The 17,189-nt window shown below is 58.1% G+C and carries 10 protein-coding genes; 9 read left to right on the top strand and 1 reads right to left on the bottom strand.

The genetic code is table 11. The annotated features are described in order from the left end of the window. Positions 1 to 41 precede the first annotated feature (41 nt). The 6 genes from C5750_RS10200 to C5750_RS10175 all read left to right on the top strand — a co-directional run bounded on the left by C5750_RS10200 (position 42) and on the right by C5750_RS10175 (position 11,415). Positions 42 to 2,921 carry a ribonucleoside-diphosphate reductase subunit alpha gene (locus tag C5750_RS10200; protein ID WP_105733740.1) on the top strand — a complete coding sequence of 960 codons (2,880 nt, stop codon included), beginning with the start codon at positions 42 to 44 and terminating at the stop codon, positions 2,919 to 2,921. 52 nt (positions 2,922 to 2,973) lie between these two features. After that, positions 2,974 to 4,113: a ribonucleotide-diphosphate reductase subunit beta gene (locus C5750_RS10195; RefSeq protein ID WP_105733739.1), complete on the top strand. Its 1,140-nt coding sequence runs from the start codon at positions 2,974 to 2,976 to the stop codon at positions 4,111 to 4,113. Further along, a complete protein-coding gene (locus C5750_RS10190) occupies positions 4,104 to 4,328 on the top strand; it encodes a hypothetical protein (RefSeq protein WP_105733738.1) in 225 nt (74 codons plus the stop codon). The genes C5750_RS10195 and C5750_RS10190 overlap by 10 nt, the downstream gene beginning before the upstream one ends. Continuing rightward, a complete protein-coding gene (gene cobF, locus C5750_RS10185; protein WP_105733737.1) occupies positions 4,325 to 5,089 on the top strand; it encodes a precorrin-6A synthase (deacetylating) in 765 nt (254 codons plus the stop codon). Before C5750_RS10190 ends, cobF begins: the two co-directional genes overlap by 4 nt. 146 nt (positions 5,090 to 5,235) lie before the next feature. Further along, positions 5,236 to 9,012, top strand: coding sequence for a methionine synthase (gene metH, locus C5750_RS10180; protein ID WP_105733736.1), 3,777 nt, complete (start codon positions 5,236 to 5,238; stop codon positions 9,010 to 9,012). A gap of 246 nt (positions 9,013 to 9,258) precedes the next feature. Next, positions 9,259 to 11,415 carry an alpha-galactosidase gene (locus C5750_RS10175; protein ID WP_105733735.1) on the top strand — a complete coding sequence of 719 codons (2,157 nt, stop codon included), beginning with the start codon at positions 9,259 to 9,261 and terminating at the stop codon, positions 11,413 to 11,415. A 58-nt stretch (positions 11,416 to 11,473) separates the two neighbouring features. Here the strand turns inward: C5750_RS10175 and C5750_RS10170 are convergent, their stop codons facing one another. Then, entirely contained in the window at positions 11,474 to 12,301 is an 828-nt protein-coding gene (locus C5750_RS10170) for an AraC family transcriptional regulator (RefSeq protein WP_245421064.1), read from the bottom strand. Between the two features lie 130 nt (positions 12,302 to 12,431). Between C5750_RS10170 and C5750_RS10165 the strand changes: the two genes are divergently transcribed. From C5750_RS10165 to C5750_RS10155, 3 genes are all read left to right on the top strand, one after another. Then, positions 12,432 to 13,658: an MFS transporter gene (locus tag C5750_RS10165; RefSeq protein ID WP_105733733.1), complete on the top strand. Its 1,227-nt coding sequence runs from the start codon at positions 12,432 to 12,434 to the stop codon at positions 13,656 to 13,658. A 226-nt stretch (positions 13,659 to 13,884) separates the two neighbouring features. Next, on the top strand, positions 13,885 to 14,766 hold the full coding sequence (locus tag C5750_RS10160; protein ID WP_105733732.1) for a helix-turn-helix domain-containing protein: 882 nt from the start codon (positions 13,885 to 13,887) through the stop codon (positions 14,764 to 14,766). Between the two features lie 176 nt (positions 14,767 to 14,942). Continuing rightward, a complete protein-coding gene (locus C5750_RS10155) occupies positions 14,943 to 17,132 on the top strand; it encodes a TonB-dependent siderophore receptor (protein WP_105733731.1) in 2,190 nt (729 codons plus the stop codon). Positions 17,133 to 17,189: the final 57 nt, after the last annotated feature.

The following is a 17,189-nucleotide window of genomic DNA, read 5'->3' as shown; positions in this document are numbered from 1 at the left end:
GTGCGCTCGACCTTTGCCCCCAACATTTGGGGTATAAGCACATGTCTCTTTCTCTTGAAACCACTCGCACCGATGGACTTGCACCCATTCGTCACGGCGAAACACAATCTACGTCCGCCGAGCCCGGCTATCGCGTCATTCGCCGCAATGGTTCGGTTACCCTCTTCGACCCGTTGAAAATCACCGTTGCCCTGACCAAAGCCTTCCTCGCCGTTGAAGGCAATGTCGCCGCCGGTTCACGCCGCGTGCATGATGTCGTCGAAGGCCTGACCACCGACATCGTGACAACGTTGAAGCGCCGCAGCAGCGAAGGGCGTCTGTTTCACATTGAAGACGTGCAGGACCAGGTTGAACTTGCCCTCATGCGCGGCGAAAACCACAAGGTTGCGCGCGCCTATGTTCTCTACCGGGAAGAACGCGCGCGAGAACGGGCGAAGCTGGTTGAACCGGTGGCTGAAACCGGCCCGTCGCTGAGCGTGACCCTGCCGGGTGGCACCAGGGCACCGCTCGATACGGTGCGTCTTGCCCGCATCATCGATGAAGCCTGCGAAGGACTTGAGGGGGTCAGCGCCGCGCCAATCCTCAGCGAAACCCAGCGCAATCTCTACGATGGCATTACCCTTGACGAGTTATCGCTTGCACCCATTCTGGCGGCGCGCACGCTGGTTGAAACCGAACCGAACTACGCCTTTGTCACCGCGCGGCTGCTTCTCGACAAGCTGCGCCGCGAAGCCTTGAGCTTTGTCTTCGGCCGCCCCGAACAGGCAACCCAGCATGAAATGGCGGAACGCTATGCCGATTACTTCCCGGCCTATGTGAAGGCTGGTATTGAAGCCGAACTGCTCGATCCGGAACTCGCCCGCTTCGACCTGCGTAAAATCGCAGCTGCCCTGAAGCCGGAACGCGACCTGCAGTTCCAGTATCTCGGCCTGCAGACGCTGTATGACCGCTATCTCCAGCAGACGCGCGGCATCCGCTTCGAGCTGCCGCAGGCTTTCCTGATGCGCGTCGCTATGGGCCTTGCCACCCGCGAGATCGACCGGGAAGCGCGCGCCATCGAATTCTACAACCTTCTGTCATCCTTTGATTTCATGGCATCCACCCCGACGCTGTTCAATTCCGGCACATTGCGGCCGCAGCTGTCGTCCTGCTTCCTGACCACCGTTGCCGACGATCTCGACGGCATCTTCAAGGCGGTGAAGGACAATGCGCTCCTGGCGAAATATTCCGGCGGCCTCGGCAATGACTGGACGCCGGTGCGCGGTCTTGGCGCCCATATCAAGGGAACCAACGGCGAAAGCCAGGGTGTCGTACCGTTTCTGAAAGTGGCCAATGATACGGCCATCGCGGTCAACCAGGGCGGCAAGCGCAAAGGCGCGGTCTGCGCCTATCTCGAGACCTGGCATGTCGACATCGAGGAATTCCTTGATCTGCGCAAGAATACCGGTGACGACCGCCGCCGCACCCATGACATGAACACGGCCAACTGGGTGCCCGATCTGTTCATGAGCCGCGTGGAAAAGGACGAGCCATGGACCCTGTTCTCACCCGACGAGACGCCGGATCTGCACGACCTCTATGGCGCAGCATTCAAATCCGCCTACGAGGCTTATGAAGCCAAGGCTGCGCGTGGTGAAATCCGCGTCTTCCGCACCGTTCGCGCCCTGGACCTCTGGCGCCGGATTCTCACCATGCTGTTCGAGACCGGCCATCCCTGGGTCACATTCAAGGACCCCTGCAATATCCGCTCGCCGCAGGGTCACGCCGGCGTCGTGCATTCCTCGAACCTGTGCACCGAGATTACCCTCAACACATCGAAGGATGAAGTTGCGGTGTGCAATCTTGGCTCGATCAATCTTGCCAATCACATTGCAGCCGAGGGCCTCGACCTTGAGCGTCTCGGCCGCACTGTGGCGACGGCCATGCGCATGCTCGACAATGTCATCGACATCAACTTCTACACCATCCCCGAAGCGCGCTCTTCCAACCTGCGTCACCGTCCGGTCGGCCTCGGGCTGATGGGGTTCCAGGATGCATTGCAGGCTCTGCGCATTCCCTACGCGTCCGATGAGGCCGTGGCTTTTGCCGATCTCAGCATGGAAGCCATTTCCTACCATGCCATTTCGGCATCGGTTGACCTCGCCAGCGAACGCGGCAGCTATCCAAGCTTCAACGGCTCGCTCTGGTCGAAGGGCATTCTCCCCATCGATTCCATCGAACTGCTCGATCAGGCCCGCACGGCGGCCGGCGCCAGTCTTTCGATGGACCGCAGCACCACCCTTGACTGGGAAGCCCTGCGCAAGCGGGTGACGATAACCGGAATGCGCAATTCCAACACCATGGCGATTGCCCCCACCGCAACGATTTCCAACATTTGCGGCGTCGCCCAGTCTATCGAGCCCGCCTATCAGAACCTCTTCGTCAAATCCAACATGTCGGGCGACTTCACCGTCGTGAATGCCGCGCTGGTGCATGACCTGAAGCAGCGCGGGCTGTGGGACGAAGTGATGATTTCGGACCTGAAATATTTCGATGGCTCGGTGGGTGAAATCGGCCGTATTCCCGCCGACCTCAAAGCCCTCTATGCCACGGCATTCGAAATCGACAGCGCATGGCTGATTGCAGCGGCTTCGCGCCGGCAGAAATGGATCGATCAGGCCCAGTCGCTCAATCTCTATATTGCCAACCCGAGCGGCAAGAAGCTCGATGAGCTCTATCGCCTCGCCTGGAACAGCGGCCTGAAGACGACCTATTACCTGCGCTCGCGCTCGGCCTCGCACGTGGAAAAGTCCACGCTGAAAGGCACGGACGGCAAGCTCAATGCCGTCGCCGCCAAGCCGGTTGCCGAACCGATCATCCTGTCGGAGCCGGCCGGCAATGCCTGCTCGATCAACGATCCGGACTGCGAAGCCTGCCAGTAAGCGCGCAACCACGCCTGCCCCCACGCTTTGCAATGAATTGAAGGAAAAGACCATGCTTGACTGGACCAACACCGAAGCTGCCGCCAATGCGGCGCGCGCCATCCATCCCGCCCTCGCACCGGATCAGGCACCCGCCGCCGATGCGACAGGCCTTGGCGATATCGTGCGCGGCGGCGGCCGTGTGCGCGTCGATGACAAGGCGATGATCAATTCACGTGCCGACGTCAATCAGTTGCTGCCGCTCAAATATCACTGGGCTTGGGAAAAATATCTCAATGGCTGCAACAATCACTGGATGCCGACAGAGGTGTCGATGCAGGCGGATATTGCCCTGTGGAAATCCAGGGACGGGCTGACCGACGACGAACGGCGCATGATCAAGCGCAATCTCGGTTTCTTCGCGGCATCCGAGTCACTGGTCGCCAACAACATCGTGCTCGCCATCTACCGGCACCTGACCAATCCGGAATGCCGCCAGTATCTCTTGCGTCAGGCCTTCGAGGAAGCCGTTCATACCCACACGTTCCAGTATATTGTCGAAAGCCTTGGGCTGGACGAGGGCGAACTCTTCAACATGTACCGCGAAGTGCCGTCGATCACCGACAAGGCGGCATGGGCACTCAAGCACACGCAAAATCTCGACAACCCCGATTTCAAGACCGGCACACCGGAGATGGACCAGGCTTTCCTGCGCGATCTCGTCGCCTTCTATGTCATTTTCGAGGGCATGTGGTTCTATACCGGCTTTGCCCAGATCCTGTCGCTCGGCCGCCGCAACAAGATGGTCGGCATTGCCGAGCAATATCAGTACATCCTGCGCGACGAGAGCATTCACATGAATTTCGGTATCGACGTGATCAACCAGATCCGTCACGAGAACCCGCATCTGTGGACGAAAGCCTTTACCGAAGAACTGCGCGGGATGATCAGGGATGCGGCGGAACTCGAGGCGTCCTATGGCCGCGATACGATGCCGCGCGGTTTCCTCGGATTGAACGCGGCCCTGTGCGAAAGCTATATGCACTTCATCGCCAACCGCCGCTGCGCCCAGCTCGGCCTTGCCCAGGTCTTCCCCGATACCGACAATCCGTTCCCGTGGATGTCGGAAGCGATGGACCTGAAGAAGGAAAAGAATTTTTTCGAAACCCGCGTCATCGAATATCAGAACGGCGGAGCGCTGGCATGGGATTGATCAACAGGATGCCTGCTCCCGAGGATGTATTCGTTGCCTGGCTGATGCGGCAACCCAGGAATGGCGATCTCGTCGCTGCGGCCAGTGCCGAAGTGGCACGGCTGCGCCGCTATGCAAGCCATCCGGGCGCCAAACGGCTGCATGATCTCTTCTGCGCCCTGATCAGCGAGAAGAGAGCAGCGATACGGCCGCAGAGTGTGCGGACGGCACAATGAAACGCAAGGTTCTCATCATCGGCATCGGGGCTGGAAACCCCGATTACGTCACCATTCAGGCGGTGAACGCGCTCAATCAGGTCGATGTCTTCTTCATCCCCGACAAGGGTGCCGAGAAGGAACAGCTTGCGCGCATCCGCCGCGAAATCTGCGAGCGCTTCATCACCGGCCACGACTACCGCATGGTCGATTTTGAAACGCCCGTCCGTCACAAGCCCTCTTCAACCTACCGCGCCAGTGTCGAGGAATGGCACGACAGGGTCGAAGCGGCCTATGAGCATCTGCTGCTCGAGGAGCTTGGTGACGACGAGTGCGGGGCGTTTCTCGTCTGGGGCGACCCCTCGCTTTATGACAGCACGCTGCGGATTCTCGATCGCCTTAATGCCAAGGGTGGCTTCGAGCTGGAATATGACGTGATACCGGGCATCACCGCCATTCAGGCGCTCACCGCGAAACACAAGGTGGTCCTCAATCGCATCGGCGAATCGATCACCATCACCACCGGCCGCAAGCTGGAGGAGGGGTTTCCCAACAATTCGGAAAGCATCGTCGTGATGCTTGACGGCGAGGGCGCATTCAAGACCGTCAAGGAAGATGTCGATATCTATTGGGGCGCCTATGTCGGCACGCAGGACGAAATTCTTCTGTCCGGGCGGCTGCGCGATGTTGTCGATGAGATCGAACGCCTGCGCATGGTCGCGCGGCAGCAAAAAGGCTGGATCATGGATACCTATCTTCTGAAACGAACGGGAGAAAAATAGCGTTTTGCGGCCGTCACGGCAGCGGCCGGACAGGACGCCGCAGCTGCGACAGAATTTGCCGTCAATGGAATTGATTTGTTGACATAAAGATATCTTTATGTGAGTTTACGTCTCCCATCCCAAGATGGCCAAGAGGCGTTTGAGTCATGAATATTGCAGTCGATAATCTGTTCGGTCCCCTGGGTGCTCCACGGGATGGCTCGGAGGTGTTTGAAGCGCTGACCAAGGCGGCGCGCGAACGCATCCTGATTCTCGACGGGGCCATGGGCACGCAGATTCAGGGTCTCAGCCTGAACGAGGACGATTTCCGCGGCGAACGCTTTGCCGACTGCTCCTGTCACCTGCAGGGCAACAACGATCTCCTGATTCTGACGCAGCCCCAGGCCATCGAGGATATCCACTACGCCTATGCCATGGCCGGCGCGGATATTCTTGAAACCAACACCTTTTCATCCACGACCATCGCCCAGGCTGACTACAGCATGGAAGAGGTTGTGTATGAGCTGAACCGCGATGGCGCGCGCCTTGCCCGCCGGGCGGCGATCAAGGCCGAACAGAAGGACGGCAAGCGCCGTTTCGTGGCCGGGGCGCTCGGACCGACGAACCGGACTGCGTCCATTTCCCCTGATGTGAACAATCCCGGCTATCGTGCTGTTACCTTTGACGATCTGCGCACCGCCTATGCGGATCAGGTGCGCGGCCTGATGGATGGCGGCGCCGATATTATTCTCATCGAGACGATCTTCGACACGCTGAACGCCAAGGCAGCGGTGTTCGCCACGCAGGAAGTCTTTGAGGAAAAGGGCATTACCCTGCCCATCATGATTTCAGGCACGATCACCGATCTGTCAGGCCGCACATTGTCCGGGCAGACGCCGACTGCATTCTGGCATTCCGTGCGTCATGCGGAGCCCTTCACCATCGGGCTGAACTGCGCGCTTGGCGCCAATGCGATGCGCGCCCATCTCGCTGAAATCTCCAGTGTTGCCGACACGTTTGTCTGTGCCTATCCCAATGCCGGTCTGCCCAACGAATTCGGCCAGTATGACGAAAGCCCCGAGGCGATGGCCGAGCAGCTGGAAGGCTTCGCCAAAGAAGGCCTGCTGAACATCGTCGGCGGCTGCTGTGGTTCGACGCCCGATCACATCCGGGCGATTGCCGAGGCGGTTGGCAAATATCCGCCGCGGCAGATTCCAGAGATTTCCACCCACATGCGCCTGTCCGGCCTTGAGCCGTTCACGCTGACCAAGGACATTCCTTTCGTCAATGTCGGCGAGCGCACCAACATCACCGGCTCGGCCAAGTTCCGCAAGCTGATCACCGCCGGTGACTTTGCAACGGCGCTCGACGTGGCGCGCGATCAGGTCGCCAATGGCGCGCAGATCATCGACATCAATATGGATGAAGGTCTGATCGACAGCGAGAAGGCGATGGTCGAGTTCCTGAACCTGATTGCCGCCGAGCCGGATATTGCCCGCGTGCCCGTCATGATCGACAGTTCCAAGTGGGATGTCATCGAGGCCGGTCTGAAATGCGTGCAGGGCAAGCCGCTCGTCAACTCCATCTCGATGAAGGAGGGGGAGGAGGCTTTCCTTCACCATGCCAAGCGCGTGCGTGCCTATGGTGCGGCTGTCGTCGTCATGGCCTTCGATACGGAAGGCCAGGCCGATACGCTGGAGCGCAAGGTGGAAATTTGCACCCGCGCCTATGAACTCCTGACCAGGGAAGCCGGGTTCCCGCCCGAAGACATTATCTTCGACCCGAACGTGTTTGCGGTTGCCACCGGCATCGAAGAGCACAATGGCTATGGCGTTGCCTTTATCGAAGCGACGCGCCAGATCGTCGAAACGCTGCCGCACGTCCACATCTCGGGCGGCATCTCAAACCTGTCCTTCTCCTTCCGCGGCAATGAGCCCGTGCGCGAGGCCATGCACGCCGTGTTCCTCTATCATGCGATCCAGGTCGGCATGGACATGGGCATCGTCAATGCCGGACAGCTGGCCGTCTATGAATCCATCGATCCGGAACTGCGCGAGGCCTGCGAGGATGTCGTGCTCAACCGCCGCGACGATGCGACGGAACGGCTGCTGGATCTGGCCGAGCGTTACAAGGGATCGGCCGGCAAGGAAGCGCGCGAGCGCGATCTCGCCTGGCGCGAATGGAGCGTGGCGGAGCGCATTTCCCATGCGCTCGTCAATGGCATTACCGAATTCATCGATGTCGACACGGAAGAGGCACGGCTTGCGGCCGAGCGGCCGCTGCATGTGATCGAGGGTCCGCTGATGGCGGGCATGAACGTTGTTGGCGATCTCTTCGGTGCAGGAAAAATGTTCCTGCCGCAGGTGGTGAAATCCGCCCGCGTGATGAAACAGGCCGTGGCCTTGCTGCTGCCGCACATGGAAGCGGAAAAACTCGCCAATGGCGGTACGGGCGAACGCGAAAGCGCCGGCAAGGTGCTGATGGCGACAGTCAAGGGCGACGTGCACGACATCGGCAAGAATATTGTCGGCGTTGTTCTCGCCTGCAACAATTACGAGATCATCGATCTCGGCGTCATGGTGCCTGCGACCAAGATACTGCAGACGGCGAAGGAGTTGAACGTCGATATCATCGGCCTCTCCGGCCTGATCACGCCGTCGCTCGATGAAATGGTGCATGTGGCGTCTGAAATGGAGCGGGAAGGGTTCAATATTCCGCTGCTGATCGGCGGCGCCACCACCAGCCGCGTGCACACGGCTGTCAAAATCAATCCGCGCTATCACAAGGGCCAGACCGTCTATGTGACCGACGCGAGCCGTGCGGTTGGCGTCGTCTCCCAACTTCTGTCGCCGGACACGAAGGCAAGCTTTGCCGATAATATCCGCAGCGAATATACGAAAGTTGCCGAGACCCATGCCCGCAACGAAGCGGACAAGCAGCGGCTGTCGCTTGAAAAGGCGCGCGCCAATGCCCACAAGGTCGACTGGTCAGGCTATACACCGCCAAAGCCGTCGTTCCTGGGAACGCGGGTGTTTGAAAACTATGATCTCGCCGAACTGTCGCGGTACATCGACTGGACGCCATTCTTCCAGACATGGGAGCTGAAGGGCCGCTATCCCGCCATTCTCGACGACGAACATCAGGGCGCAGCAGCCCGGCAATTGTTTGCCGACGCGCAGGCCATGCTGGCCAAGATCATCGATGAAAAGTGGTTCAATCCGAAAGCCGTCATCGGCTTCTGGCCGGCGGGAACTGCCGGCGATGATATCCGCCTGTTCACCGACGAGGGGCGCCAGAACGAGCTGGCCACACTCTATACGCTGCGCCAGCAACTGTCGAAGCGCGATGGCAGGCCGAATGTCGCCCTGTCGGATTTCGTCGCGCCGGTTACCAGCGGCAAGCAGGACTACATCGGCGGTTTCGTCGTTACGGCCGGGTTCGAGGAAATCGCCATTGCCGAACGGTTCGAGCGGGCGAATGACGACTATTCATCCATTCTCGTGAAGGCCCTTGCCGACCGGTTTGCCGAAGCCTTTGCCGAGTTGATGCACGAGAAGGTGCGCAAGGAATATTGGGGCTATGCTCCTGATGAGGCGTTGCAACCGGATGAGTTGATCGGCGAGCCCTATCGCGGCATCCGCCCGGCGCCCGGCTATCCCGCACAGCCCGATCACACGGAAAAGGACACGCTGTTCAGACTGCTCGATGCGGAAAGGCAGATCGGCGTGCGGCTGACCGAGAGCTATGCCATGTGGCCGGGCTCATCGGTTTCGGGCGTTTATCTCGCGCATCCTGAATCCTACTATTTCGGCGTCGCCAAGGTGGAGCGCGACCAGGTCGAGGATTATTCAGAACGCAAGGCCATGCCGGTCGAAGAGGTGGAACGCTGGCTCGGTCCGATCCTCAATTACGTTCCGGCACCGCGGGCTCAGGCGGCAGAGTAACTCTACGACGCCCTCTCACCACGATCATTGTGGTCTTATACGGCTGTTCGCCATCGTCCCCGAACGGCGTGTTCTACGACATTGGTATATGTTGCAAAATTACATTTCTGAGCTAGTTTTCCTGTGTTCTTGAAAATTAGCGACACCCATCGACCATTGCTATCGATTTCATGATTTCATTTTCGCGCGCCAAACGATCTTCACTCGAGCTTATTGCATCTGATCCAATTGAAGAACGGAAATATAATGAAAGACATTTCGCTTTGCGTGTTGCCACTTTTGCTTTGCGCAGGTTTATCCGGATGCAACAATGATTCACCGCAAGTGACATCGGACAGCACGTTTGCACCGGATGTGGCCCGACCGGAACCTGCGACTATAGAACCAGCAGTAGCGATAGATCCCGTGAAGACGCAGCCGGATATGCCTGTTGTGGAGAAATTCGGCGCAAGGCCACCGATGGGCTTTACAACGTGGTCCCGTTTTGAGTGCCACGCCCAGGATCCGTTCAAGAATTGGCCGAAACTGGAAACAATCAATGGCATCAATGCTCCGTTGAATGACGATGGCAGCAGAGATCAATATTCATTCCAGCACTTCACGCTGGATCAAGCACGCGCGATGAAGGATTCCGGCCTGCTGGATGCAGGGTATAATTATCTGAATGCCGATGATTGCTGGATGAATACAGCACGTGACAAAAATGGCGCCCTGCAAGGCGCGGAAAGCTGGAATTATGCTGCTAGCGGCCCCAACTCCCATAAAGGTTTCGACGCGGATCTAACAAACTATGTGAGCTATGTTCACGCCTTGGGCCTTAAAGCGGGCCTCTACAGCAGTTCCGGTTTACGGACTTGTCAATATTTCCCGGCTTCGGCAACTCGTGAAACGCAGGACGCGACCGCTTTTGCCAAGTGGGGTATTGATCTTCTCAAGTACGATAACTGTGATTACGAGTCTAAGGATAAACCAAAAGATTATGGCTATTGGCCGGAAAAGGAACGGCCCGCTACCGTAATCAGGTCGTCAAAAAAACAACTATTCGAGACGATGGCGGCGGCTTTGGCGACTGCTACAAAGGACAGCAAGCGAAAAATACTCTTTCTGGAATCTGCGCCAGCAGCAAACAGCAGTGACTCCAGCGACAAATATACAAAGATGGAATGGGTGCGTCCCCTTGGTCAGGCATGGCGGGTCGGGGGAGACATTAAGAATTACAAATATGACGCAGTCTCCAAGAAGCTCAGCAATCCTTGGTCATCCCGCGCTGGAGAGGATGACAACGACAAGGGTGTCTACTCCAGCTTCTATATTGCTGCTGCACTTTCCCGGTATGTCGCGCCGGGCAGCTGGAACGACCCAGATCAACTGCTTATTGGTGACAACGGCATGAACACGGATGAGGAAAAGAGCCAGTTTGCATTATGGTCGATCATGGGAGCTCCCCTACTCCTTAGTACCGATATACGGCGATTGACCGATTATTATCAGCAGAAAGGAAGGGATGACTCTGGCGTGACACTAGTGCACCTTCAGGATTCGTTAAAAATTTTGACAAACAAGGATATCATCGCTGTCGATCAGGACGAGCTCGGCATCGGCGGCTATATCGCATATCAAACGAATCCCGCAGCAGACAAGGGGATGGACGTTGTCGTGAAACCGCTCAGTCACGACCAGCTTGCTGTTGTCATTTTGAATAAAAGCAATACGGAACTTCAGCCGCAGAAGATAAATCTGCAATATATTGGCCTTTTCCTCTCTGGATCCAGTTGCACGGTTTCTGCAAAAGATCTCTGGGATAATAAACCGGAAGGCCCCCTTCCCAATAATGAGCTGTGGACGGCACCCATTCCTGCACACGGTAACGCCATGCTCCGGCTTGAGGCAAAATGCGATGGTAAAGCGGTCAAAGTCATACCCACCGGCCAGATCTATTCTGTGGCCGGTGGCGGCAAACCAGGATTGTGTCTAACGGCGTCTTCCATTGATATCACCACTGCCAAATTTACGGTCAGCGCATGCAATGGATCCGATCAGCAAATCTGGTCGCGTGATATTGCCACCCACCGCGTCAAACTAGCGGCACATCCGAATCTATGTTTATTCATGGCAGCTGATGAGAATCTTGGCCTTGCAGAATGTAAGCTTAGTGAAGAGGACAACATTTACTATCATACCGACATACAGGACTTCTCATACTATTTGAACGGTTCCATTGCCAACGAGGTGTTGGAGCCGTCTCGAGCACCTGTGCATAACCCAGATACTACAAAAAGATGTTTGGACATTCACGGCGGTGGGAAGGAGTTCGCCAACAATACTGCCGTCGCTACGTATGGGTGTGCGGGATCGGAAAATCGCGTCAACCAAATCTGGTCAGCGCCGGGCGCTCCAGGATAGTCTATTTCGCCTTAGTCGTTATTGGAAAAGTGAAGACCAAGAAATTCTGATCAGCACATCAGGCGGCAGAATGAAGATAATTGCGGGGCGGGGCGCCCAGCATGCGTTTGAACATGGTGGTAAAGGCGGGAACGCTGTTGTAGCCAAGATCAAGCGCAACGCTCGTCACCGCTTCGCCTTCCGTCAGCCGCGGCAGCGCGGATAGCAGGCATGCCTGCTGGCGCCAGGTCGACAGGCTCAAACCCGTCTCGCGCCGGAAGAACCGCGTAAACGTGCGGCGGCTCATGCCGAGGCGATCGGCCCAGTTATCGATATTGGTGCGCGGGGAGGGATCTTTCAGAAAGCCCCGGCAAAGCGTTGCCAGCCTGGTATCGTCGGGAAAGGGCAGACCGAGCGGACGCTCTTCCAGATTGGGAATCTCGTGCAGCAGCAGCCCCATCATGAATGTCGTGCGCGGGCTTGCCTGCTCGGCGGCAGGCGAAGCCACAACCTCCCGGATCAGCGTGTCCATCAGCGGCGTCAGCGCCACCACATGCAAATGGCTTTTCAATCCGGCAACCGCAGCGGGGCGCACATAGATGGAGTGCATCGCGACATCACCCAGCATGTCAACCGCATGCCCGATTCCGGCAGGAAGCCACAAGGCATGATGCGGCGGCACCATCCAACGGCCGAATTTGGTCGTGACCATGACAACACCCGTCATCGCATGCAGCAGTTGCGACAGGCTGTGACGATGCTCTGGAACATGGCATCCCGTGGGATAATGCGCCAATCCGGCAACCACATCGCCTTTCGACTGTTCAAGCCACTCCAGCCGCTGCAGGTGCACACGCCCCAGATCAGTGCCGTGAAAACTCATCTCGGGAAATTTCAAATACAGCATGGTTTGGCCCACTTGCGAAAGAAATAGACCAAACCACGAAGGCAGGTTTTGTGCAACAGGTATATCAGAGGGAAGAAGGGTGACGCGACACGCGCAATCAACGCCCTCATTCTCCGATGGAACGCCCGATATGACCGATACTTCCTTGCCTGCACAGCGCTCTTCCGCTGAAATGACCGCCTTCGGCATCATCTTTGCCGTGAGCTTCTGCCATCTGCTCAATGACATGATGCAGTCCATGCTCTCGGCTATCTATCCCATGCTCAAGACCAACTACGGCCTCGACTTCAAGCAGATCGGCCTGCTGACGCTCACCTTTCAGGTCACAGCGTCCCTGCTGCAGCCCGTGGTCGGCACCTATACCGACAAACGCCCGATGCCCTATTCCCTGCCTGTCGGCATGGGCTTTTCGCTCGTCGGCCTCGGCCTCTTGTCGATCGCCACACACTATTCGATGCTGCTGATCGGTGCTGCCTTCATCGGCATCGGCTCGTCCATCTTCCATCCGGAGTCGTCGCGCGTCGCGCGTCTGGCATCCGGCGGACGCCATGGCCTTGCCCAATCCCTGTTCCAGGTCGGCGGCAATTTCGGTACGGCGCTCGGGCCCCTGCTTGCAGCATTCATCATCCTGCCGCATGGCCAGCAGAGCATCGCCTGGTTCTCGGCAGCCGCACTGATCGGCATGATCGTGCTCTATCAGGTCGGCAACTGGTACCAGCGCTACCGCGCCGCCAATGCGAAAAAGCCGCCGGTCAGCCGCACGTTGAAGCTGCCCCGCCGCAAGGTGACGATGTCGCTGATCATTCTCACGCTGCTGGTGTTCAGCAAGAACATCTATCTCGCCAGCATCTCCAGCTACTACACCTTCTACGTGATCCACAAATTCGGCATCACGGTGCAGCAGTCGCAGCTGATGCTCTTCCTGTTCCTCGGCGCTGCCGCTGTCGGCATCATCGGCGGCGGACTGGTCGGCGACAAGATCGGCGTCAAGACCGTCATCTGGTTCTCGATCCTTGGCGTCCTGCCGTTCACCCTGCTGATGCCCTATGCGAACCTGTTCTGGACCGGCGTGCTGACCGTGTTCATCGGCCTCATCCTGTCCTCGGCATTCCCGGCCATCGTGGTGTTCGCGCAGGAGCTGGTGCCGGGACGGGTCGGAATGATCGCCGGCATCTTCTTCGGCTTCGCCTTCGGCATGGCCGGAATTGCAGCCGCGGTTCTGGGGGTCGTTGCTGATAACAAGGGGATCGACTTTGTCTATATGGTCTGTTCCTACCTGCCGTTCCTTGGCCTGTTGACCATCTTCCTGCCAAGCATGCGTGAGGTGAAGGGCGAGCCAGTGGCAGCCCCCGCATAACAGGCAACGCCAATGTTGCCATCCGGCGACAGTGGCTGAAATAACAGACCTCCGTCGCAACGGGTCCGGAACGCGCGCGTTCCGGACCCGGTTTCAATTGGCCCAACAATTCCAATAGTTAAAGATGATTTCTTTACTCATATTATATGCGCTGATCCAAAATCTTCTGGAAGCGTTCCAAATCATTGGTGTTGCCTGATATTCCCAATGGTTCTATGCGAATTGAATGACGTTTCAACCGCAGATGAATACCAAGATCAACGGCTTTTCCGTCGTCGGGGGCTTGCAGCAGCGCGCCTGGGACGGGGTGGTTGCCGATCTTTTCAGCGTGAATTGCGCTTCCGATGCCAGCGGACAATATGAGGCGAGGGATCCCCGGCTTTTCATCGTTCTCGACGGTCTGAACACCGGCACATTCAACGTGCGGCTGGATCCGCAGAGCAAGGATCTCGGCAGCGACGGCGTTGCCAATCCGATGTGCTATGTCCCGGCGGGAATGCCGCTTTGGTCCCGCCTGCGCGAGGTCAAACATATCCGCCACATCGATCTGCACTTCAATGTCAAAACATTGGTCAAACGCTTTGGCGGCGAGGTTGATCTTGGCGCGATCACACGGCCGCGGCTGATGTTTTCCGATCCGCGCATTCTGGCGCTGGCCAATCTCATGGCCGGGGAGTGCACCAATCCCGATCCATTGCATCCGCTTTACGGTGAGAGCCTGGCAATCTCGGTTTTCGCGCTGCTGTTTGATATCAAGGCGAAAACAGAGCGCAAGCGCAGCAAGCTCGCCCCCTGGCAGTTGCGCCGTGTCACCGGCTATCTCAATGACAACTGGATGCACGCGGTCCGCCTGCAGGAACTGGCTGATCTGACCGGATTGTCGCAATCGCATTTCAGCCATGCCTTCAAGGCTTCGACCGGCATGCCGCCGCACCAGTGGCAGATGAGCCTGCGCATCCGCCGCATCGAAGAGATGCTGCTGCGGACCGGTCACAGTCTCAACCATATCGCGGAACTTGCGGGATTTGCCGACCAGGCGCATTTCACCCGCGTGTTCCGCCAGCACACCGGCCTCACGCCGGCCGCTTGGCAACGCAGCCGCAAATAAGCCGGCAGCCCCGCCGGCGGCAATTTTGGCCCAAAAACATTCAAAGGCCGTGTTATCGGACAAGACCCGTGCTTATAGTTGAGTTAAATAGTCATAATATTTTAAGCACATGATGATACCGGCGCGGGTGCAGCGGCGTACGGTGTCATTATCCTTGGGGTCTTTTGGGGCGACACATGACAAGACATAACCGGACGCGCTGGGCAAGGCTTCTGCTTGCCGGGACAACCCTCAGCATTGCGCTTCTGCCAATCACAGCCACGGCGGAAGAATCCATCGTCCTGAAGGAAATCGTCATCGATGGCGGCAACGGCACGGCAACCGGACCTGTCAACGGCTACGTTGCCAAGAAGACAACCGCCGGGTCGAAATCCGCCCTGCCAATCACCGCCATTCCGCAGTCCGTTTCCGTGATCGGCCAGCAGGAATTGCAGGATCGCGGCGTCAGGAAAGTCGATGAGGCATTGCGGTATACCCCAGGCATTACCGCAGCGCCCTTCGGCGAAGATCCCGACACGGACTGGATTTTCATTCGCGGTTTCCAGGCCACCCAGACCGGTATTTTTCTCGATGGCCTGCCGCTCTTCGGCTATGGCTTTGGCGGGTTCCAGATCGATCCCTTCATGCTCGAGCGGGTAGAGGTCCTCAAGGGCCCCGCTTCGGTTCTCTATGGCGGCGCCAATCCCGGCGGCATCGTCAACATGGTGAGCAAACGGCCGGAAAAGGATCGTTTCGGCCGCATCGAGACCGGAATCAACCAGTACGGCAATGCCTATCTCGGCGTCGATGTCGGCGACAGGATCGACGAAAACGGCGTCTGGACCTACCGCTTTACCGGACGGGTTGCCGGCGGCGACCAGCAGACGGACTTTGCCGAGGACCTGCGCGGCATCATTGCGCCGCAGCTGACCTATGAACCGTCGGCGGATACCAAGATCACCCTGCATGGCTATTTCTCCGCCCTTGACCAGACCCATGCGGGCGGGGCGTTCCTTCCCTATGTGGGCACGGTGGTCGACGCGCCATTCGGCAAGATCAGCCGGGATGCGAATTTCACCGAGCCCGGCACCGACAATGGAAAATACAAGCAGGCAATGATCGGCTACAGCGTCGAGCACAGCTTCGACAGCGGCTGGAAGCTCAGTCAGAATGTCCGCTACGGCCACTTGACCAAGCAGGAAACCAACCCCTACCCCTATGGCTATGTCGATCCGGCCTATCCCTATGGCGGCGGCCCGAACCCGACAACGCCGGATAATCTCCTGTACCGCATCGGCTTCAACCACGATACGAAGGTCGATACGTTCCTGATGGACAACCGGGCCGAAAAACAATTCACCACCGGCGCGCTTGAGCACAATTTCCTGTTTGGCGTCGACTACAAATATTACAAGATCGATCAGGTGCAGGCATCCGGCGGCGCAACGCCGATCAGCGCCAGCAATCCGGTCTACGGCGTCCCGCAGGGTGCAACCAGCGTCTACCTCGATCAGGTTCTGAAGATGAACCAGATCGGTGTCTACACGCAGGATCAGGTGCGGTTCGGCGATGGCTGGCTGGTAACCCTCAACGGCCGCTATGACTACGTCAACATCAAATCGGAGTCTGCCAACGGCCCGTTCTTCCCGCTTGGTCCCACCTATGACGACAACAAGAGCGCCGTCAGCGGCCGCGTCGGGCTCGGCTATGAATTCTCCAACGGCGTGACGCCCTATGTCAGCGCGGCAACCTTCTTCAATCCGGTGATTGGCGTCACCCTTGGCGAACCGCTGAAGCCGGAAGAGGGCTATCAGATCGAGGCGGGTGTCAAATATGCGCCCGATTTCATCGACGGATTGCTGACTGCGTCCGTGTTCCAGATCACCAAGCAGAACGCGCTGTCGCGCATTCCAGGTACCTTCATCGACACGCAGCTGGGCGAGGTCAAATCGACCGGGCTGGAACTGGAAGGCAAAGTCAACATCGACCAGAACTGGAAGGCCCTGGCATCGCTGACCGTGCTCGATATGGAGATCACTAGGGATGAGGACCCGGCATTGATCGGCAACTGGCCGACAATCGTCCCGAAAGTGTCGGCATCGTTCTGGTTGGACTACACGGTCGGCCAGGGGCCGCTGCAAGGGGTCAATCTCGGGGCGGGGGTCCGCTATCAGGGCGAGTCCTATGCCAACAAGTCCAACACGCTGAAGGTTCCCGGCGCCACCCTGTTCGACGCGGCCATCCGCTACGAGAAGGATAGCTGGGGCGTTGCCCTCAATGTCACCAACCTTTTCGACAAGGCCTACGTCAAGGGCTGCGACGGCGAGGCGGTCTGCGGCTATGGCGATGGCCGGACAATCACGCTCTCGGCCCACACCAAGTGGTGACGGCGCGACGCGCATAAAATACCGCCAAACCGGACACCCGCCATGCCCCCGCATGGC

The organism is Phyllobacterium myrsinacearum, from assembly GCF_002980555.1.
GTDB classification, from domain to species: Bacteria; Pseudomonadota; Alphaproteobacteria; order Rhizobiales; family Rhizobiaceae; genus Phyllobacterium; species Phyllobacterium myrsinacearum.
This window is presented reverse-complemented; position numbering and strand designations above follow the sequence as displayed.